At 54.1% G+C, this 20,321-nt stretch carries 12 protein-coding genes; 9 read left to right on the top strand and 3 right to left on the bottom strand.

What is annotated here, in order from left to right:
- Positions 1–37: 37 nt before the first annotated feature.
- Both MFFC18_RS03615 and MFFC18_RS03610 read left to right on the top strand, forming a co-directional pair.
- Positions 38–3,538 carry an AAA family ATPase gene (locus MFFC18_RS03615; RefSeq protein ID WP_157665185.1) on the top strand — a complete coding sequence of 1,167 codons (3,501 nt, stop codon included), beginning with the start codon at positions 38–40 and terminating at the stop codon, positions 3,536–3,538.
- Between the two features lie 168 nt (positions 3,539–3,706).
- The gene (locus MFFC18_RS03610; protein ID WP_084417209.1) at positions 3,707–5,212 is read left to right on the top strand and encodes a TolC family protein; all 1,506 of its coding nucleotides are present in this window, start codon (positions 3,707–3,709) and stop codon (positions 5,210–5,212) included.
- Between the two features lie 75 nt (positions 5,213–5,287).
- Here MFFC18_RS03610 and MFFC18_RS03605 read toward each other — a convergent pair whose 3' ends face one another.
- Positions 5,288–5,968, bottom strand: a complete 681-nt coding sequence (locus MFFC18_RS03605; protein WP_075085168.1) for an RluA family pseudouridine synthase — start codon at positions 5,966–5,968, stop codon at positions 5,288–5,290.
- Between the two features lie 171 nt (positions 5,969–6,139).
- On the opposite strand from MFFC18_RS03605, the gene MFFC18_RS03600 reads away from it, so the two are divergent.
- The 3 genes from MFFC18_RS03600 (at position 6,140) to MFFC18_RS03590 (ending at position 11,168) form a co-directional block, all read left to right on the top strand.
- Positions 6,140–6,973: an efflux RND transporter periplasmic adaptor subunit gene (locus MFFC18_RS03600; protein WP_075085169.1), complete on the top strand. Its 834-nt coding sequence runs from the start codon at positions 6,140–6,142 to the stop codon at positions 6,971–6,973.
- 102 nt (positions 6,974–7,075) lie between these two features.
- The gene (locus MFFC18_RS03595; protein ID WP_075085170.1) at positions 7,076–8,992 is read left to right on the top strand and encodes an efflux RND transporter periplasmic adaptor subunit; all 1,917 of its coding nucleotides are present in this window, start codon (positions 7,076–7,078) and stop codon (positions 8,990–8,992) included.
- A gap of 7 nt (positions 8,993–8,999) precedes the next feature.
- A complete protein-coding gene (locus MFFC18_RS03590) occupies positions 9,000–11,168 on the top strand; it encodes an efflux RND transporter periplasmic adaptor subunit (RefSeq protein ID WP_075085171.1) in 2,169 nt (722 codons plus the stop codon).
- A gap of 11 nt (positions 11,169–11,179) precedes the next feature.
- Here the strand turns inward: MFFC18_RS03590 and MFFC18_RS03585 are convergent, their stop codons facing one another.
- The gene (locus tag MFFC18_RS03585; RefSeq protein WP_075085172.1) at positions 11,180–12,028 is read right to left on the bottom strand and encodes a DUF817 domain-containing protein; all 849 of its coding nucleotides are present in this window, start codon (positions 12,026–12,028) and stop codon (positions 11,180–11,182) included.
- Positions 12,029–12,083: 55 nt separating this feature from the next.
- Complete coding sequence (locus MFFC18_RS03580) at positions 12,084–13,970, bottom strand: MutS family DNA mismatch repair protein (RefSeq protein ID WP_075085173.1); 1,887 nt, start codon at positions 13,968–13,970, stop codon at positions 12,084–12,086.
- Positions 13,971–14,307: 337 nt separating this feature from the next.
- Between MFFC18_RS03580 and MFFC18_RS03575 the strand changes: the two genes are divergently transcribed.
- From MFFC18_RS03575 to MFFC18_RS03560, 4 genes are all read left to right on the top strand, one after another.
- A complete protein-coding gene (locus MFFC18_RS03575) occupies positions 14,308–15,357 on the top strand; it encodes a glycosyltransferase family 9 protein (RefSeq protein ID WP_075085175.1) in 1,050 nt (349 codons plus the stop codon).
- 138 nt (positions 15,358–15,495) lie between these two features.
- A complete protein-coding gene (locus MFFC18_RS03570; RefSeq protein WP_075085176.1) occupies positions 15,496–16,173 on the top strand; it encodes a hypothetical protein in 678 nt (225 codons plus the stop codon).
- Positions 16,174–16,278: 105 nt separating this feature from the next.
- Positions 16,279–18,375 (top strand): ATP-dependent DNA helicase RecG, encoded by a 2,097-nt coding sequence (gene recG / locus MFFC18_RS03565; RefSeq protein ID WP_075085177.1) that lies wholly within the window; start codon positions 16,279–16,281, stop codon positions 18,373–18,375.
- A 120-nt stretch (positions 18,376–18,495) separates the two neighbouring features.
- Positions 18,496–20,277, top strand: a complete 1,782-nt coding sequence (locus tag MFFC18_RS03560; RefSeq protein WP_084417210.1) for an acyl-CoA dehydrogenase family protein — start codon at positions 18,496–18,498, stop codon at positions 20,275–20,277.
- The last annotated feature ends 44 nt before the right edge of the window (positions 20,278–20,321 follow it).

Genomic DNA, 20,321 nt, shown 5'->3' with positions numbered 1-20,321 from the left:
GCTGGAAGCCACAGCGATCCATGACAGGGAGTGTGAAGTGAAAATTACCGATTTGCAAGTCGACGGGTTCGGCGTCTGGAAAGGACTGGATGTCGATTCGCTGTCTGGCGACATGACAATTTTCCACGGCTACAACGAAGCCGGAAAAACGACGCTAATGCAGTTTGTCCGTTCGATGATGTTCGGATTCTCGCCGGGACGCTTGGACAAATACACGCCTCCCGTTTACGGCGGGCTTGCTGGCGGCGGGATGAACATCAGCACTCCCAACGGCTCCTGGGACATCGCGCGGCACGTTGATCCGAATCGGCACTCGGATCCGATCGGTGACCTGACGGTGACCGACGAACACGATGGCTCTGTGCATGGAAGTGCTCAACTGGCCAGCCTGATGGCTGATGTTGACGAATCCATTTTCAATAATGTTTTCGCAATCGGTCTGCGCGAGATCCAGGAACTTGGTGCGCTCAACAGTACGGCAGCGTCGGAGTATCTCTATCGGTTGACCAGCGGTGTGGACCGCGTTTCGTTGATCGACGTGATGCGTGACCTGAAGAATCGACGGGAAAAGATCTGGTCTGCCAATCCAAAGGCCGAATCGCGATTGCAAGTTCTATCGGACCGACGTCAGAAACTGCTGCGTGAGATCGATGAACTGAAACAGAACGCCAAGCGATGGTCGCGGATCGCGTCGGAAACGACGGACGTAAATCACCAGTTGGATGATCTGAAACTGAAGTTGAAAAAGACGGAACGCGAATCGCGGCTGATTGAAATCGCAATCCAGATCGCCGAGCGGTGGCAAAGCCGGACGGTTGTTCGCGATCAGATCGCGGCTTACTCGAACTTGCCTGACGAGCGAGACGTTTCGATCAAAAAGTTGGACGAAATCAACGAAAAAGTTGCGACACAGAAAGAACGCATCGAGCAAGTCCGGACTCAACGTCGGACGATCAAAGCCGAAGCGATGTCGTTGCCGATCAATCGCCACTTGTGGTCGCAGAAAGCTCGCGTGGAAGCGATCAGCGAACATGCTCCATGGGTTCAGTCTCTGGAGCGCCAAACGGAATCTCTTCGCGACGAGATCGACGGGATCGAGAAAACGCTTGTCGCAGAAGTCAACAGTCTTGGACCGCAGATGAAGCTTCGGGCGAAAGACGTCCGCGACATCGGAGGAGCCGGATTCCGTCAACTCGAATCAGTCGGCGATCGTCTGGTCGATGGACGCGAGGCACTCGAAGTCGCCAAACAGGATGTCGAAAAACGACAGTTCGATCTTGGACAGCACAATCAGCGCCTGACAAAATCTCGAAGCGAGCTAGGCGTTTCGGAATCATTGGAAGAAACTAGTGCTTACGTCAATCGGCTGAAGCGTCGTGTTGAGTTGGGTGAAAAAATAGACAAACTGAATCGCTCGCGTTCACTGCTGGAACGTGAAATTGATTCTGTGGTCGCCGAACAGGTGCTGCCAGTCGAGAAACTGGCTGTGATTGGCGGCGTGTTTATTCTGGGCTTCATCCTGATCGGGTTGGGGATCTTTTCGAACAACTTTGGCTTTGGCGGCGTGGGAGCCAGCGGCACCAGCAGTGGGCTGCTGTTGCTGTTTCTCGGGACCGCAGCGTTGGCGATTTCGCTCGGCACGAAGTACCACTGGGAGAAGATGGCCAAAGAGCAGCTGGACGATTTCCGTCACCAAATGGACATCGTTCGCCAACAGCTAAAACGGGCAAAGCACGAACGAGACGAAATCGAAAAACAGCTTCCGCCTGAGTCCATCGCCCAGTTCGAACTGGAACTCGACAACGCCACCAATCGGCTCAACCGCCTGACAGATTTGGTGCCGCTTGAGCACCGCGTTGAGAATACCAAAATGTCGATGGAAGACGCGCGTCGCAATCTGTCGGTGAAGCAACGCGAACTCGAAACGCTTGAAAAGAACTGGCGTACGGCACTTCGAACTGCCGGGTTGCCGGAAGCACTCGAGCCCGAGCAATTGAAAGAAATCATCAGTCGCAGTGATCGAATTTCAGCACACAATTCGCGGCTGGAACAGCTTCGCACGGAACTGGATTCAAAACAGAAAGAGATCTCAACGATCCAACAGCGAATCGAAACAACGCTGCACGAAACCGGATTGCCGTTCGAGGAAGCCGGACTTTCCGATCGGCTTGGTTTGATCTCGCGAGCGATCAACGAGCAACGGATACACGTTTCGGCCCGCAAGGAATTGGCATCGAAGTACAAATCGCTACGCTCACGGCTGAACAAAACGAAACGGGAACTCGATCGGCAGCTTGGAATCAAACAACGTCTGCTCGCAGCCGTTGGTGCAGAGTCGGAAGAGGCCTATCGACAGATTGCATCGCGTCACGCACAACGTCGCAAGCTGGAAAAGAAGCGTGCTGAACTGGACGATCAGATTCGCATGTCAATCGGCAAACAGTTCGAGCACAAGGAGATGCAGGAAATCTTCGCGACTTACGGTTCGAGCGGACTGGAGAAACGCTGGGAATCGATTCAGCAGGAACTTGAACTTGATCGCGAAGAGCAGAACCGTTTGATGCAGCATCGCGGCGAGCTGATGCAGGAAGTCAAAGCACTCGGTGACGATTCCCGATTGGACGAAGTTCGACTTGAGTTGAACTCGATCGAAACGGAAATCGGTAAGCTCAAGCTCAAGTGGCAGGAACTGGGAGCCAGCAGTCAGATGCTGGAGATGATTCGCGAATCGTACGAAACGAAACGACAGCCTGAAACACTTCGCGAGGCTTCGCAGTATCTCGAGAAACTCAGCGATGGCAAATACACGCGAATTTGGACGCGAATGACCGGCGAAGAGCTGTTGGTCGACAACGCGAATGATGAGTCGATCGCTGTGGATAAATTGAGCCGCGGAACACGAGAGGCTGTTTTCCTCAGCCTCCGCTTGGCTCTTGTCGGCGCCTACGCCCGACGCGGTGCGTTGATTCCGATGGTGCTGGACGATGTTCTGGTGAACTTCGACGGTCAGCGTGCTCGCAACGCGGCAGAAGTGCTTTACGATTTCTCGCGGAACGGATATCAGATTCTGATGTTCACTTGCCACGATCATATCCGCGACATTTTCCATTCACTTGGTGCTGACGTCCGCGTGCTGCCGGCTCACAAAGACGTCTTCGAATCGCAGGTGAAGCCTGCCAAGTACGAGGGCGAAGGTCAGCGTATTGAATTTCAGGTCAGTCAACGCGAAACTCCGGTGGAGCCTCGACCGCAACCGATTCCGATGCAAACGCCAGAACCTGTTCTTGAGCCAGCCAGCTCGATCGATCCGTACTCGATCCCGGTCGAGTATGTCGCGCCGGCGTCTCGATTGAATCTGCAAGCCGAAAGCTTTGATGAAGCGCTTGCGTTTGAGCTGTCCGCGATCGAATTGGATCAGCGGGAGGAACATCGTTTGCGGCATGAGTTGGTGTATATTTCACCCTCAAATCACGAGCGTGAGATTTTGCTTGGCGGCAATGATCCGATTTGGTGGCAAAGCAATGCTGTCATGCGGTAGCCTCTCGACAGGCTGTAGCAGCCCGAGAGTTTTCGCAATCGAAATACTTTAACGATACGGACTCGCAGGGATCAGCTAATACGTTCAACCGGCGATCCGGATTGATCAGAAGCAGCGTAATTTCCGATAAAGCCTGACAGGTAAACTCACCACCTTGTCAGGCGACTCATGCCAATCAGAAAACCTCAACGACTGGCAACATCACATGCCTGTCTCAGCGCTCTGGCTGGACTGACCTTCTTGTGCTCTGTGGGTTGCCACACGACGGCTAACACCGGCTTGGCTCCCAGAATGGTTTCGTTTGCGCCGGAAACGGTTTCAAGCCAGGCACCCAAATCCAAAATCGCGACTACTAAAAAAGCTGACTCTCGGCAGGTCGCGTTTCAGTCGGACATCGACGATTCTTCAGAGGGTTTGATTTCGCTTTCCATCGACGAGAACCTTGATTCTTTCGTTGAAACGAGCGAGTTCATCGCGACTCCGGCTACATCAGCGGTCGAGTTGGCGAGCGAAAGCCATTCGCCGATCACATTGGCCGAACTGGAGCAGATTCTGCTTTCCACGAATCCGGAAATTCTCAAAGCTCAATCTCAATTGGCAGCGTTGTCGGGAAAGCAACTGCAGGCAACGCTTCCGCCCAACCCGACCGCTGGGATGATCGGAGACGATATCAACGCCGATGACGGCGCGGGGCGATACGGAGTCTTCTACAGCCAACAGGTGGTCCGCGGTGGCAAGCTGGCACTTGCTCAATCTGTGGTTTGCGCAGAACAAGAGGTCGCTCAAAACCAGGTCAATGCGACCCGACAGCGTCTGTTGATTGATTTACGCCAGCGATACTACAACGTGCTGTTGGCTCAGGAAACAGTACGACAAACGAAAGAACTGGCAGACGTGCTGCTCCGATCGGTCGAAACGTCCGAGAAACTTTTCGCGGCCCAGGAGATCGCGAAAGCACCCGTGTTGCGATCGCAAGTCGAGTACCAGAACGCGAAGATGATGGTTAGCCAAGCGGAGAATCAGCGTACTGCATCGCTGCGTCGAATCGCAGCGCTGCTTGGCGAGTCTGCCGTTCGTTTCGAGTCACTTGCCGGCGACGTTCGAAACGCTCCGCCAATGAGTGATTTCGAGGTCGTATTTGATCAAATGCTGACCAGCCATCCAGAGCTCTCTGCGGCCTTTGCCAGCATCGAACAGGCGCGGCGTGAATTGGCGAAACAACGAGCTGTCCCGATTCCGAATTTGACGTGGCAAACCAATTTGCAATACGACTTTACGACCGACGAAGTGGTTGGAGGTTTTCAGATCGGAATGCCGATTCCAAAATTCAACCGGAATCAGGGAGCCATTTCGCAGGCTCGACAGAACATCCAGACTTCGGTTCATGCAGCAGACCAGAAAGTCATCGAGCTTCGCGACCGTCTGACGCAGGCTTGGTCAAGCTACGTCGACGCAAACATACAGCTGGAAACTCTCGACCGGGAACTGTTGCCAAAGTCTGCTGAAGCGATGGAGCTTGCCAACGAGGGCTATCGCCAGGGCGAAACGCCGTACCTGGAGCTTTTGTTGGCTCAGCAACTCTACGCGAAAACCAAGCTCGGCTACCTGCAGAAACTTCAGCAACGCTGGCAGTATGAAGTTGAAATCCGTGGCCTGATTTCAAACTTTCAATAGGCAAGTGTTCCAGGCGCAAGTAGGGGAGTCTGCCTCAGACTCGTAAATGCAAATGCCGGTCTGGGACAGACCGAGCTACTTCCATTCGGGCATCACCTCAAGCTCAACTCGCTCGTCATCGATCGGGTGATCGAATTCAATCTGCCAGGCGTGCAGCGCAATTTGCCGCTGACGCAAATCGACAGTCTGTTCGCCGAACTCAAAATCCGATCCATACAAAGCGTCACCAAGAATTGCGTTTCCACGGTTGGCGAACTGCAAACGAATCTGGTGCGTCCGTCCAGTAAGCAATTCGATCTCCACCAAGGTCCAATGCTCGCTTCGTTCCTTGACGCTGAATTTCAGCACCGCCCTCTTCGCGCCTTCGCTGCCTTCAGGCACGATTTCAGATCGGGCTTCATCAGGCACCTTTCGCATGAAGTCCTCCAGCATTTCTTCATCGGGATCGATGCAGCCAGCGACGCGAGCCAGGTACTTTTTGGTCACCGATCGATTCTGAAATTGAGCTGAAACACGCTTTGCGGCACGGACATTTCTTGCGAACACGACAATTCCCGATACTGGTCGATCCAAACGGTGAACGGGAGTCAGATAGATTTTTGACGGCGCTTCGTCACGCTTCGTCAGAAATTGCCTCGCTCTCAACTCCAGGCTATCGATCCCAGGCGGGGCTTGCGTCAAAAGCCCCGGAGGCTTGTTGAAAATGACAATGCCGCGTTGTTCATAGAGAATTTCGGGAGGTGGAAGAGCAGTCATGTTCCGATTGTATCGAATCTTTCAATTCTGCGGCCTCTCTTGGGACACCATTCCGGTTTTTCTGGCGGTAAAGCGGTTGCGCCCGGAACGTAAGCTACGTTTCGGAAAAGCAACCTTTGTGCGTGGAGTTTTCTCCCCGCAAACGCAAACACATTATCCGTGGATTGAACCATGTTCACCAACCAGTTTCAACAATCACCGAAAACGCTTCAGCAACTAATCATTCTGACGATCGGCATCTGCCTGACTTTCTTCACATTTGCTGCCGTTTCGCACGGACAGATCGAAGGTTTCACAGAACCGTATCGCAGCATTGATCTTTCCAGCGACGAAGCCGGTGCGATTGCCGAACTGAAAGTCGAAGAAGGTTTTGACGTTGAGAAAGGTGACGTCATCGCTCGACTTGACGATCGTGTACAGCAAGTTCAACTGGAAATCGCAACCGAGATGGCGAACGCAACCAGCCAGTTGGACGCGGCCAGAAAAACACTGGAAAAGCGACGCACGATCAGCGACCGGTTGCGATCAATGCAAGCCAACGGCCACGCCAGCGACAGCGAACTGATCCGCAGCGAAATGGAGCTGTCAATCGCGGAAGCCAAATACAACGCGGCTCGCGAAGAATCTGCGATCCGTGCGATGGAAAAACAACGTGCCGAAATCCAGTTCTCACGTCGCTCAATCACGGCTCCAATGGGCGGCATCGTCTCAACTGTTCACCGCCGCGAAGGCGAATACCTTTCACCACTTCGTCCAGAAGTTATCACGATCATCCAGGTGGATCGTCTCCTGTCGACGTTCAACATTCCAGTTTCCCAGGCGAACGAATTTCGCGTTGGCAAAGAATTTGAGCTGAAGTTTGAAAGCGGAAAATCAGTTGTCGCAACCGTACACTCGGTCAGCGTAAGCACCGATGCTCAAAGCCAAACGGTAGAAGTCAAGTTGGTGTTCGAGAACCGCGGCCGTATCTTCCGAGCCGGAGAAATCTGCACGCTGAACATCTAGGAACCCAAAAACGTTTCTCCGATAGCGGCGATCAACGAGTGATCGTCGGCGAATCCTTCGCCATCCCCAACATTTTGCTCCCTCAACGAACTGTCGGCAACCATGTCCGAGTCCATCCAAACTTCGCCAACTCCAGCCACCGCTCCGACGGTTGCGCAGGATCGCGAGTTCGAGATCCAGATCGAAACCAACCCTATTGGCCTGGAGCTTCGAGAACTGGTTGCCAAATCAGGGCAGCTAACCGACATCATTCGCGGTGTCGCGGAAGTCGTGTGCCGGGAAACTGAATGTCTGGCTCTCTGGATTTCACAACGCGAACCACAAAGTGGCGAACTACGTACGCATCCGCTGACTGATGAGAACACATCGTCCGTCGCAGAGGTGGCTGGTGAAAAGTTACCACATCTGATCAGCACGACGATTGAGACAGGAATCCTGGGCACGGTCCAGATCAGTGAAAATCACTCCATCGTCGCGTCGTCCGTCGGCTTGACACCGGAACGCTGTGACATGGTCTTCACAGGTTGCTTTGTGCACACCTCAGGCACGACCCGGCATCAACAATGGATGATGAAAATCGGTTCGCAGACGATCGAGCAATGGATACGCCAAAGCGAGCTTGGTCGCAGCCAGAAACAGGCCAAATTTGTTGGTGATGCACTTTCTCTGTGCGGCATGCTGGACCGTTCGACGTCGAAGCGCGAAGCCGCAAACTACCTCGTTAATCACTTGCGTCGATTGCTTGGCGTGAGCCAGGTCGTTTGTTGTGACGGCAAGACGCCGGAGCGATCGAGGCTGCTCGCGATCTCCGAAGTCGAGCAATTTGATCCTCACAGCGAATCATCACGCGTCATCCTGTCCGCAGGCAGCACCGGCATCGGCGCCGCGGAACCGATCGTGTTTTCTCCCAACTCGAACGGCACTACCGACGCCTCCAATATAGCCAACGTCTCCAACGCCAACGCGGTTCAAACGCTGGTTCTGGAAGCGTATTGCAAAGCCAATCGTTTCGCTTCATGCGTCAGCGTGCCGATGCAGGACCACGAAGGCAATGCGACAGGGTCGATTCTGGTCGCCAGCAACGAAGACTCGTTCTCAGAACTACAACTGACTCAGCTACAACAGTTCGCCGCGATCAACGGCGCTCATCTGGATGTCGTACGACGCGCCAACCTGAAAGGAAGCGAACTGGTGGCCGAACGTATCAAGCGAATTCCGTCCAAAAACTGGTTTCGGTTTGGCTGGAAAGCTGCAGCGGCACTGGCGCTACTGATGTGCATTCCGATTCCGTACCGCGTGGCTTGCGATTGCGAAATCCAACCGGTCACCCGACGATTCGTGTCGGCTCCGTATACAGGCCCGCTGGAGCGATCCGTCGTTCGGCCCGGAGAAGTCGTTTCCAAAGATCAGGTGTTGGCCTATATGGATGGCCGACAGTTGCAACTGGAGCTAACGGGAGTCGAAGCAGAACATCAAGCCGCCCGACGTCGCCATTCGTCTGCACTGGCTCAGGGCGAAGTTGCTCAATCCCAGATCGCACGCAGCGAAATGCGAAAACTGGAAACCCGAATCAAGTCACTCAACGATCAGCTTTCGCGACTCGAAATCCGCAGCCCTTACGACGGCATCGTGATCAGCGGAGATTTGGATAAAGCCCAGGGTGCGACGATGGAAATCGGGCAGACATTGTTCGAGGTTGCTCCGCTGGACGACATGCTGGCCGAAGTCGCAATCCCGGAATCGGAAATTCAGTACGTCAGTGGCACCAACAGTGTCGCGATCAAGCTGAATGCTTTTCCATACCGAACGTTTTACGGCGAAGTCAACACGATCAATCCGAGCGCCGAAATGCTCAATGACGAATCCGTGTTTGTTGCCGACGTGAAGCTTGTCGACGACGAGTCGGTTATTCGCCCAGGCATGAAGGGAAGTGCCAAGATTAAAACGTCGTGGCGTCCAATCGGTTGGAATCTATTCCACAACGCATGGGAATCCGTTCGCTGTTGGACGATTTGGTAGGGTCATCATGAATGCTGCTGCAATGCAATCGATGGGTGATCCGAACGCACAATGGCTCGGCGCCGTCCTGACACTTCGAAAAGAACTCCGTTTCGAAACCCGGACTCAACAAGGCAAAAGTTTTGTCATTGTCGAAGATCCGGTTCGCAACAAGTTCTTTCAAATTGGAACGCGTGAGTTCTCTTTGATTTCCGCAATCGATGGCAGTCGAACGATGGGAGAACTGGCAGCAGATATCGGTGACGACAGCATCGGCGAATCGTTCGCGGTTCAGGTCTGTCAGTGGCTGATCCAGTCGAACCTCGCCTACAGCGATGCGATGGACAGCAGCAAACGAATCAATGCACAGGCTCAGTCTATCGCAAAAGCCGGGCTGATCGGGAAACTGAATCCCGTTTCCTTTAAAGTCAAACTGTTCAATCCCACAAAAGCACTCGACGCGATCTTTCCGGTCGCAAGACTTGCGTTTTTGAAACCGTTTTTTGTCGTTTGGTGCCTTGTCACCGCAATCGGTCTGAAAACCATTTGGGCTCACTGGGACGCGATGGGCGGCGCTTCGACTGGCATCCTTTCCGGATACGGTTGGGCATGGCTGTTAGCGTTTTGGCTGGTCCTGAAAATCGTCCACGAAGCGGCTCACGGAATCGCCTGTCGAAAATACGGTGGCGAAGTTCCTGAAGCCGGCGTCCTGATGCTGTTGTTCACTCCAATGGCCTACGTCAACGTGACCTCGATGTGGCGTTTTTCCAGTCGTTGGCATCGCATCGTCGTCGCCGCGGCCGGTATGTATGTTGAGCTATTCATCTCGTTCATTTCCGTGATCGTGTGGAGCCAAACCGAAGGGATCGTGGCGGATACAGCGTTTCAGCTTTTCATCATGTCGAGCGTGACTACGATTCTGTTCAACGCAAATCCTCTGATGCGGTTCGACGGATATTTCATCCTGTCCGATTTGCTCGGCGTGGCGAACCTGTACCCGAAAGGTACCCGCTGGTTTGGCGATCGTCTCAAGAGCGTCATTTTCGGAACGCCGCCTACACCGAACGTGATTCCACGAGGCGAGTTTTGGCGATGCTCGATTTATGGCTCGATGGCTTTCTTCTGGAAGCTGTTGATTTCAATCAGTTTGACGATCGGAGCCAGCGTTCTGCTGCCAAACTTTGGCGTATTTCTGGCTGCGATTGGAGCAGCGATGTGGATCGGGATGCCGCTGTATCAGCAATACCAACAAACCATCGGCAACAAAGCCAAACACCCAGTTTCGCCGAAACGACTGGCCATCAGCGGTTGCACGATCGCGGCGATCGCGGGTTTACTGTTCTTTGTGCTGGGAGCGCCAGCCACAAAGTCCGCGCCGGCCGTCGTACAATTCGCCAACGAGACAATTCTTCGTGCGGATTCACCTGGCTTCATTGACGAGGTGTTCGTTGAGTCAGGCAGCCAGGTGAAACAGGGTGACTTGCTGGTTCGGCTTCGCAATCAGGAACTGCTTGATGAAGTCACAGCGTTGGCTTGCGATGTCGATGAGTCCTGTATTCAGATTCGAATCCACCAGCAGGCCGACGAACTTGGTTTGGCAAGGGTGGAGGAAGAACATTTGGCGGGACTGAGAAAGCAACTGGCTGAAAAAACAAAAATGGCCCAATCGCTTGAAATCCGTGCTCCGTTCGACGGGTTCGTGTTCCAAAGAAAGCTGCACAACATGCAGGGTCAATTCGTCGAACAGGGCGACCCAATGCTCAATGTCGCACGTCACCGTTCCAAGGAAGTCATCGTTTCGATCGATCAACGGGACCTCGATTCGGTGAAGGAAAATCAAGGCCAGGAACTGAGAGTCATGATTTCGGGAATGCCCGTGTTTCGATCACGATTCACACGAGTCAATCCGCGAGCTACGACCACACCGACACATCCAAGCCTGTGTGCTTTCGCCGGTGGTCCGCTACCCGTCAAAGCCAGCGGCAGCGAATCCGAAGACGGTCCGTCGTTTGAACTGCTGTCGCCTCGATTTACGGCAGAGCTTTCGCTCGAAGACGACATCAGCCAATCGCTTCACAGCGGACAGCGAGGACTCGCATTCTTCAAGACCGGTCGTCAATCGATGGGCAGCTATCTGTATCTGGCTTCCTGCGAGTGGTTGCGAAACAAGATTGAACTTGCGATGCAGGTTCACTAGGCAACTCCCCCCTACTGCGGCAGGTCCTTCGTGGGTTTGTGGACACAGGCGACGAGCACGAAACTGATAATCATCAGCAGATACCAGGCTCCCAACTTGTGGATCGACACCATATGCCATCCAGCCTTTTGAGACGGGTAGGTCCACGCTCGGGCGAAGGTTCCGATGTTTTCTGCAAACCAGATGAACAGCGCGAACAAGATCATCCCCAGTAGCAGCGGCATCCAACGATGCTTTTCGTCGGCTTTAAACCAGATCACTCCGGGACCGTAGAGCGCGAATGAGAATGCAAACAGGGCCCAACGAATGTCGACAATGTAGTGATGTGAGAAAAAGTTGATGTAGATCAGTCCGGCCAGCAACGCTTGCCATTTCAGCGGTGGAAAAGAGTCGAATCGAAAATCAAAGATTCGCCACACGCGGGCAATGTAGCTACCAACGCTGGCGTACATGAATCCGGAAAACGTTGGTACGCCCATGATGCTGAGGTAGGCCGGTTCCGGATAAACCCAGGAACCGACTTGAGTTTTGAAGATCTCCATGACCGTGCCAACGACATGGAACACGAGAATGATGCGTGCTTCCTCGAATGTTTCAAGCTTGAACAGCAGCATCAGAAGCTGGATCGAAATTGCCGCCAGCGCAATAAAGTCGTAACGCGGCAGCGGCGATGAAGCCGGATAAAAGAAGAACGTCAGCAGTAGTAGCGCGAGCATCAACGCACCGAACAAACATGCCCACGCCTGCTTGATACCGAAAGTGATGAACTCGAAAAGTGCCTGGCTTTTCCAACCCTTGACGAAACGATCGTGAAGTTTCTGGCGCTGTTCGTGTAGAAATTCGCGAGGCTTGAATGGCATTTTTGCGTTCAATGAAATGAGACAACGAAGGAAAATTCAACGATTCCCACAGTGCTCAATCTTCGCCAAGTCCAACCAGTTCCAACAGTTTCAGAGCGTTCGTCGTTTGGGCGATCCCCTGTTTCATCACGTAGTCGAACGTCATCTTTTCCTGTCCGTCTTCGGTCACAAACTGCTCGCTGAAGTGCACCGTTCGGCACGCGTCAGCCAACTCATCCGTTTTCGCCAGATCGAGATCGTGTGTCGAAATACAACCAATGGCCTTGCTGTCGATCAGTTTGCGGACGACCCGACTGACCGCGACCTGTCGTTCGGTCGAATTTGTTCCCTGCAAAATCTCATCCAACAGAAACAGCATCGTTTTCTCGTCGGAGGCCGAAATGACTTTCGAAGAATCCACGATTTGCTTCAGTCGTTTTAGCTCGGCCATAAAGAATGAAACCCCGTCAGCCAATGAGTCCGCAATTCGCATACTGGTTTCGATTTGCAGCGGCGGCAGCTTCATCGAGTCGGCGCAAACAACGGTTCCCATTTGAGCCAGAACGGCGTTCGCCCCAATGCTACGCAACAGCGTGCTTTTCCCGGACATATTCGAACCGGTCACCAGCAAAACACTACCCGGCGGTCCGACTTCGGCATCGTTGGCAACGCGTTCCTGCCCCAGCAACGGATGCGCGAGCTGATTCGCCTTGATTACTTTTGCGGCATCACTTTTCGGATGCGTCACCTCCGGCCAGCACCACCGCGGTTCGTCTGCAGCCAGCTTGGCCAGAGCACAAAGCGACTCCCAATGGCCAAGGTCGCCAAACCAACCCGGCACGCGTTGTCCATGCCTGGCTTTCCATCGCTCCAGCAAATCCAAAACATGAGCGTCCCAGAAAAAGAGAAACTCCAGCAACAGATAAAGCAGAAACCCGGAGCCGCGACGGATCATCGCCAGCGAAGTGAGTCCGCCAAGTCGCCCGATCGCTTTCTGGGCACCGCTTTGTGAATCACGAAAGCCAACTTGCAACGATTGCAAACGCTGTGAACTGGCTTCAAATTTCGCAACGCGTTCAAATAGTTCGACGTATCCGCGTGCTTCGTTCGCTTGCGTGGAGATCTTGTTGAACTCTTCGTGGATCGATCCGGAATAGAAAACCGCCAACCCAAAATTGAAGGCCATCACCAGCATCAACAACGGTCCGAGGATCGTCAGCGGCAACAACTGAAATGGCAAACAGGCGATCAGGACAATTGAACAGACCGAGGTCACACGTGCCGCGACCAGCAACCACTGGCGGCCGCGAAACCAGTTCCCACTCTTCGCCCAATCAACGAAGCTGGTCGGATTCGCGTGGCTTCCAGAAAGTTGCTCGCAAAGAAGCTGAAATTCTTCGCGCCATTCAAGCTTCGGGGCCAGTTCTTTAACGGCCTCCTGCCGCAACGCGACTTCATCCGCGGAAGCTCCGGACGAGATCCACTGCGCCAAAGTTTCTGTCCCCAGCGGCGTTCGCGTGATGCCCAACAGCTTGAAAATCGAGCTATCGGTGAACATGTCCAGGTCCGTCGATACGGCAGTCAACTTTGCAGGAACGTTGACGACAGGGACTTCGATTTCCTTCCACTGTCGCAGGCAACGAGCGATCGATTCGCGAAACATTCGCGCCGCCATTCGCGATTCACGCATCGTTTTTTCGAGCGTTTCAACTTTCCAGGCCACCGCGGTAAACACGAAGAATACAACGCCCGCCATGTAGTACGGCCATGTCGCGGGCGCCCACGCTCCGTTCCACGCCAGAAACAACACGATCAGAAAAAGGAGCAGAACGCCGCCTCTCGCATAGGCGAACTTGCTCCATTGACGGTTGCACTGGTCGACGACGGCTTCCTGAACCCGCAACTTCTCGCGGTAACGATCGACGACTTCCAGATGAGTTTTGGGCTGATTGTCTGAGGACACGATTTACTGTTGAAAATGACTGGCGGCAAGAAACAAACGGCACAGTTTGAACGAAGCACCAGATTACGGCAAGCTGACCCGTCGAGGCTTCAACTTCCATCAGTTTTCGGAAAAGGTCGCTTCTCCGAATTTCAGACAACAAAACGCTCCGGCAAACCCGCTCATGACAGCATGGAAATCGTCGCAGGCGAATCTGATGGCGATTTGAGGGAATTTTTCGAAGACCGTCGCGGAAGGCAAGCGGTTTCGTTTCTGGCAAAAAACCTGGCCTTGTTGAGGAACTGGCATTGGGAATACATTGCAGTTATCGAACAGCAATTTCCAACCGGGCACGTTCATGGATGAACAACCAAAGATTCTTATTACGCGACTCAGCCATATCGGCGACTGTGTATTGACGCTGCCGATGGTGAACCGCATCAAGGATCGTTTTCCGGACTCCGTGATCTCATGGGCGATTGAGTCTCCGACGCAAAAGCTGCTGGCCGGGCATGATTCCGTCGACGAGTTCATTGTGGTACCCAAAGCGTGGATGAAGAAGCCTGCAAACTGGCGCGAACTTCGGCGACAATTCATACAACGTGATTTCGACATCGCAATTGATCCTCAAGGTATCACCAAGAGTGCGATGCTGGCGTGGATCTCGGGAGCCAAAACGCGGATCGGCATCAAGGGGCAGTGGGGAAGAGAACTCTCTCCGTGGCTGAACAATCGGCTCGTCGAGACACAAGCGACTCATCTGGCTGATCGATCCATGGAACTGCTCGGTGCGATCGAAGGATTCGGCGAACCCGCCGGACCGGCAAGCTTCAAGTTCCCGTTGCCTGAAACAGCAATCAGCTTTTGCAAATCGTTCCTGGATCAGGTGCAACTGAAACGATTCTCCATCATCAATCCGGGTGCAAGCTGGGCATCCAAACGTTGGAACAACGAACGGTTTGGATCTGTTGGCTCATGGCTGTTTCGTCACCAAGGATTGCGAAGCGTCCTGACTTGGGCAGGCGCCGAAGAGAAAGCAATGGCCGAAGAAATCGCAGCCTTTGACCCCGATGCTTTCGCGATCGCACCGTCGACAGATCTGCCGCAACTCGCCGCCATGCTTTCTCTGGCCGACCTGTTTGTCGGTTGCGACACCGGGCCGTTGCATATCGCCGCAGCCGTCGGCACGCCATGTGTTGGGCTCTACGGCACGACCCGTCCGCAGGACTCTGGCGCGTGGCCGCACGCACTGCCGACGCCACACGTGGCTGTTCAGAAGTGGTATCAATCGGGCTCCTGTCGCAAACGCCGCGGTGCGGAAAATGATGCAATGATGGACATCCTCGCGGCCGACGTTTTCCAAGCATGCGAAAACTGCCTGGGGAAACGGCGACGCCAATCGGCTTAAACCCTGTTGGCCGGAATAACCGACTCAACCGGACCGGGAAGCCGCGGGTTCGTGGACATTTTCGCGCACGATCGCCAAGGCAAGAACTAAATTTCTTCAGCACCACGTGGTGCGGAAGAAGCTTTAACTCCTGTTTTCATGGTCCGATATCTCCCAATTTTACTTGGAGCGTGCGTCGCGATCGTCAGTGGACTGATCGGTGCCGTAGGTGTGCGCGCGTTGGCGCACTATGAGAAAGTCTCTGCTCCGGCGGTTGAGATGACGTTCGATGAGTTCGCGCGTAAACGACTCGCAGACACGTCTCACTACAAGCTGACGAACATTCGTCACGGCGCGAGCGTCTATCCCGAGCCCACCAGGAAAGATGGCGAATGGGAGAAAGTTTACGTCTGTTTGTTTTCCAACGAGACCACTCGGCTGGGCAAAAACTACATTTCGATCATCGCGGAAATCGATGGCGTCAGCGGGACCGAAGAGCTGGCTAAACTGCTGCAGGCTGGTGAACTGGAAATTTACTACTGGCCCAACAAACAGGGACTGCCGCAAGGCGTCTACAACCGGATGGCACAGAAGTATCGAGGCATGGACTTCGACCGATGCCTTCACTGCGAATCCGGTGGACCGCCGCCAAGTCCGGACTTTGGGAACAGCTGCATCTACGTCGGAATCGGCGGCGTCACCCTGTCCATTGTTTGCGTTATCGCGTTCTATCTCATCAAGCTGATTGGCTCGATGATCTTTCGAGAACGGGATCCCTGGTACGACGATGAGGAAGATCATCAGATCAGCAACAAGGCCGGTCTGCCTTCGGCGTAGCCTCTCTGGCACACTCACTTTGGCGGTAACTCAACACGGCGGCCCCTCATGCGAAGCGTCGGCTCGGACCTCGTTGCCAATGCCCACCAATGTTAAACTGTGGGCATGCCCGAAAGCGACTCACAGGATTCACCTCTCAACAAGCTGACTGAGCGAACTCAGTTCATTAAAGGGGTTGGACCTGCGCGAGCCGAACTGTTAGCGAAACTGGGACTGCACACCGCCGCTGACATTCTGTTTTTCTTTCCACGAAGCTACGAAGACTTCACGCAACTGAACCACATTCGAGACCTGGGCCAGGAGCAGTTAGCCACCGTTGTCGCGGAAGTTTCTGACAAAGATGAATCGCGGTCCAATGGCCGGCACATCACCTACGTGCTGTTTCGGCAGGACAACAGCTTCCTGCGAGCCACGTGGTTCAATCAACCGTTCATGCTGAACAAGTTTCGCATCGGCCAGAAAGTGATGCTGCAGGGAAAGTCCCGTCTGCAAAACAATCGACAGTGCATGACGCACCCGAAGGTCACATTGTTGGACGATGATGAAACGATTGAGAATCAGCAAACGATGCTGCCGGTCTACCGCCTGACCGAAGGCATCAACCAGAAACAGATGCGAAAACTGGTCGCCAGCACCGTCGAACAATGTGCTCATTTGGTTACCGAAGCGTTGCCAGAATCGCTGCGCAAGCGAACCGGCATCGTCGGTATCGCCGAAGCGATCAAGCAGATCCATTCGCCGTTGAATCAGGAAGAAGTCGATCAGGCGCGAGCCCGACTGGTGTATCAGGAGCTGTTCATTTTGCAACTTGCGTTGGCGATTCGGCGGCATCGTGTTCGCTCTCGGCAGGTAGCAACGTCACTTGAGCTGACTCCGAAGATCAAGTCACGAATCCTCGGACGGCTTCCGTTCCAACTGACCGAATCGCAGCAAGTCGCTTTCTCGGAAATCGCCGACGACATGAAAAACGCGTGGCCCATGAATCGCTTGCTGCACGGCGAGGTCGGCAGCGGCAAAACAGCCGTCGCACTCTGCGCGATGCTAACCGCGGTGGCTCATGGACATCAAGCGGTGCTGATGGCGCCGACTGAAATCCTGGCGCGACAACATTTGAGATCGATCCGTGAGTTGCTTCAACGCAGCCGCGTTCGAATCGAACTGTGGTCCGGCAGCGTCAAAACGGCTCGGCGAAAGCAGATCGCTGCCGACGTTGAATCGGGTGAAATCAATATCATTGTCGGCACTCAGGCCGTTGTTGCGTCACAGTTGCCGTTCCAGAATCTGGGACTGGTCGTGATCGACGAACAGCACAAGTTCGGCGTCAAGCAGCGTGCCAGGCTGAAGCACACAGGTCCGGATCCGCACTACCTCGTGATGACGGCGACTCCAATTCCGAGGACGGTCTCGATGACGTTGTTTGGCGACCTGGACGTTTCCACACTTGAGCGAACCAGCGGAGTTGGGCAAAAGGTAAACACGTATCTCGGCAATGCTTCGAATCGCGATTCGTGGATGGAGTTCGTTCGCAAGAAACTTCGCGAAGGCCGCCAGGCGTTTGTTGTCGCACCGCTGGTGGACGGCGACGATGAGCAGAACCTTGGCAGCGCCGAACGGATCTTTGAGCAACTCTCCAACGGTCCCCTCGAAGAGTTTCGGCTGGACATTCTGCACGGACGGCAGTCGATCGAAGAAAAAGAAGCCGCGATGCTGGACTTCGAATCTGGCAAGACTCAAGTGATCGTTGCCACGACGGTGGTGGAGGTTGGAATCAACGTGCCCAACGCAACCGTGATGACGATTGAGTCCGCGGAACGGTTCGGTCTTTCGCAATTGCATCAGCTTCGAGGTCGCGTCAGCCGCGGTTCGCATCCAGGCTACGTTTGCCTCTTCGCCAGCGACAACAATGCGGAGGAAAACGAACGCCTGAAAGCTTTTTCGGAAACCGAGAACGGATTCGATCTGGCGCAGCGTGACTTGGAAATTCGCGGCCCGGGAAATCTGTTCAGCTCGCAGCAATCCGGATTCCCGCCGCTGATGATTGCGGACCTGATCCGGGACACCGATACACTGCAACGTGCGTTTGCCGACGCGAGAATGCTGATTCACGAATCTCCAAATCTCGACGGCGAAGAGTTCACCAGGCTTCGACAGCTAGTCACGGGACGCTACGGCAAGTCGCTTCAGATCAGCGACGTCGGATAGTCCGATAATTCAATGGCCTGTCGCACAAACCTCTTTGGTTTCGCTGGAATCGATGTGAATCTGTGACTGCCTTCCGTTAAACTGGCTTCCAGCATACACAGCATAAATCGGAGAACCAAAGTGGCTGTTTCGGAAGAGATTCAACGCCAAATCGATCAAGCCGAAGAGCTTCTTTTCTCGGGTCCGGAGAAAGAAGGCTTTGTCAAAGATCTTTACTACGGAAAATTTCGCGAGGACTCCATCTTTCCTTTCCCGGAGTTGTCGCCCGAAGCCAAAGACCAAAGCGACGCCTATATCGCCAAAGTCAAAGCGTTCTGCGAAAGCGAAATTGATCCGGACAGGATCGATCGAGACGCAGAGATTCCGCAGAGCGTGATTCGAGGGCTGGGCGACCTTGGTGTGCTCGGCATGACGATCAATCCAAAGTACGGCGGCGGTGGAAAATCGCAGTTCAATTACTGTCGCGTGATGGAAATCATCGGCGGACATTGCGCGTCGACCGGAGTATTCGTTAACGCTCATCACTCGATCGGCTTGCGTGCCCTCGAACTTTTTGGCACTGACGAACAGAAAACGCGATGGATGAAAGGACTTGCTGCCGGTGAGAAACTTGCGGCGTTTGCACTGACCGAACCGCATGCCGGTTCCGACGCGGGCAATGTTAAAACGCGTGCTGAGCCAAGCCCAAACGGTAACGGCTACATTCTCAATGGGGAAAAACGGTGGATCACCAACGGTGGCATCGCGGACGTTTTAACGGTCATGGCGAGGACTCCAGATGCCTCGGATCCCGAGGGCAAGATCACCGCGTTCCTGGTCACGCCGGACATGGAAGGTTTTGAAGTTCTTGAATCGCGAATGGAGAAAGTCGGAATTCGCGGCACGCAAACCGGGCGGATGAAGTTTACTGACATGTTCGTCCCGAAGGAAAATATTCTGGGGCCGGAAGGGAAGGGCTTGCGCGTCGCGTTGACCGTTCTTGATTTCGGAAGAACGACGTTCGGAGCCTGCTGCACGGGCGCGGCCAAGTTCTGTGTTGAGCGAATGGTTGCCAGAGCCAATCACCGCAAGCAGTTTGGAAAAACGCTTGGCGAGTTCCCGATGGTGAAGGCAAAGATTGCGGAGGCTGCTGCGGACACGTACGCGATGGAAAGCGCGACGTATCACACGGCGGCTTTGATCGACAGTGGCGCCGAAGACTATATGGTTGAGACAGCCATGATCAAAGTCTTCGCCAGCGATCAACTTTGGCGAATCGTGAACGACTGCCTGCAGATTTGGGGCGGCAAAGGCTTCTTCACTGACCAGCCGTTTGAGCGCATGATGCGGGACGCGAGGCTGAACTTAATTGGCGAAGGTGCCAACGATGTGATGCGTGCTTTCATCGCATCAGTCGGATTCAGACATGTCGCGCGAGACCTCGAATCCAAACTCAAACCTGCTGGCTGGCTGAGCATCCCGGCGGCGGTTTTGCGTTCTGCAAAGGTTCCCGTGAAGCACGAACATCTTCGCTACCACGGAAATTGGCTTGCGTCTCAAATCGGAAAATTCGGTTGGGTGATCAAGATGGTGTTGGCGAAATATCGTGAGGGCGCGATCGAGCAACAGCTGCTTCAATTGCGTCTGGCCGACATCGCGACGGAAATCTTTATGGCCAGCTGCGTGTATTCGCGGCTTTCGACCGTTTTTAATAACGCGACGATTTCCGGTCCGGCAAAGGACCATGAGACCTCAACCGGCATGCTCTACCTGCGGTTGGCGCGGCATCGGAACGAGCGACGTTTTGAGGATATGAAAATCAACTTTGACAATGTCGTAACCGACGTGGCAGATTCGTGGTTGAAACACGATTTCGCGAACGACTGGGTGATCAAGCCGGAAGACGATGAGCAATCGCAGTAGAGTTGCCGAATCGGGAACCCGAAACAGGAAACCGCAAAGTTGCC

Origin of the sequence: Mariniblastus fucicola, from assembly GCF_008087665.1 — a bacterium.
Classification (GTDB): Bacteria; Planctomycetota; Planctomycetia; order Pirellulales; family Pirellulaceae; genus Mariniblastus; species Mariniblastus fucicola.
Note: the sequence above shows the minus strand (reverse complement) of the source record. Positions and strands in the feature narration are given on the sequence as shown.

What these genes read in the sequence shown, in the direction of transcription:
- MFFC18_RS03610 (WP_084417209.1), top strand. Translation starts at nt 3,707, where the DNA reads ATGCCAATCAGAAAACCTCAACGACTGGCAACATCACATGCCTGTCTC.
- MFFC18_RS03605 (WP_075085168.1), bottom strand. Translation starts at nt 5,968, where the DNA reads ATGACTGCTCTTCCACCTCCCGAAATTCTCTATGAACAACGCGGCATT.
- MFFC18_RS03600 (WP_075085169.1), top strand. Translation starts at nt 6,140, where the DNA reads ATGTTCACCAACCAGTTTCAACAATCACCGAAAACGCTTCAGCAACTA.
- MFFC18_RS03595 (WP_075085170.1), top strand. Translation starts at nt 7,076, where the DNA reads ATGTCCGAGTCCATCCAAACTTCGCCAACTCCAGCCACCGCTCCGACG.
- MFFC18_RS03590 (WP_075085171.1), top strand. Translation starts at nt 9,000, where the DNA reads ATGAATGCTGCTGCAATGCAATCGATGGGTGATCCGAACGCACAATGG.
- MFFC18_RS03585 (WP_075085172.1), bottom strand. Translation starts at nt 12,028, where the DNA reads ATGCCATTCAAGCCTCGCGAATTTCTACACGAACAGCGCCAGAAACTT.
- MFFC18_RS03575 (WP_075085175.1), top strand. Translation starts at nt 14,308, where the DNA reads ATGGATGAACAACCAAAGATTCTTATTACGCGACTCAGCCATATCGGC.
- MFFC18_RS03570 (WP_075085176.1), top strand. Translation starts at nt 15,496, where the DNA reads ATGGTCCGATATCTCCCAATTTTACTTGGAGCGTGCGTCGCGATCGTC.
- recG (WP_075085177.1), top strand. Translation starts at nt 16,279, where the DNA reads ATGCCCGAAAGCGACTCACAGGATTCACCTCTCAACAAGCTGACTGAG.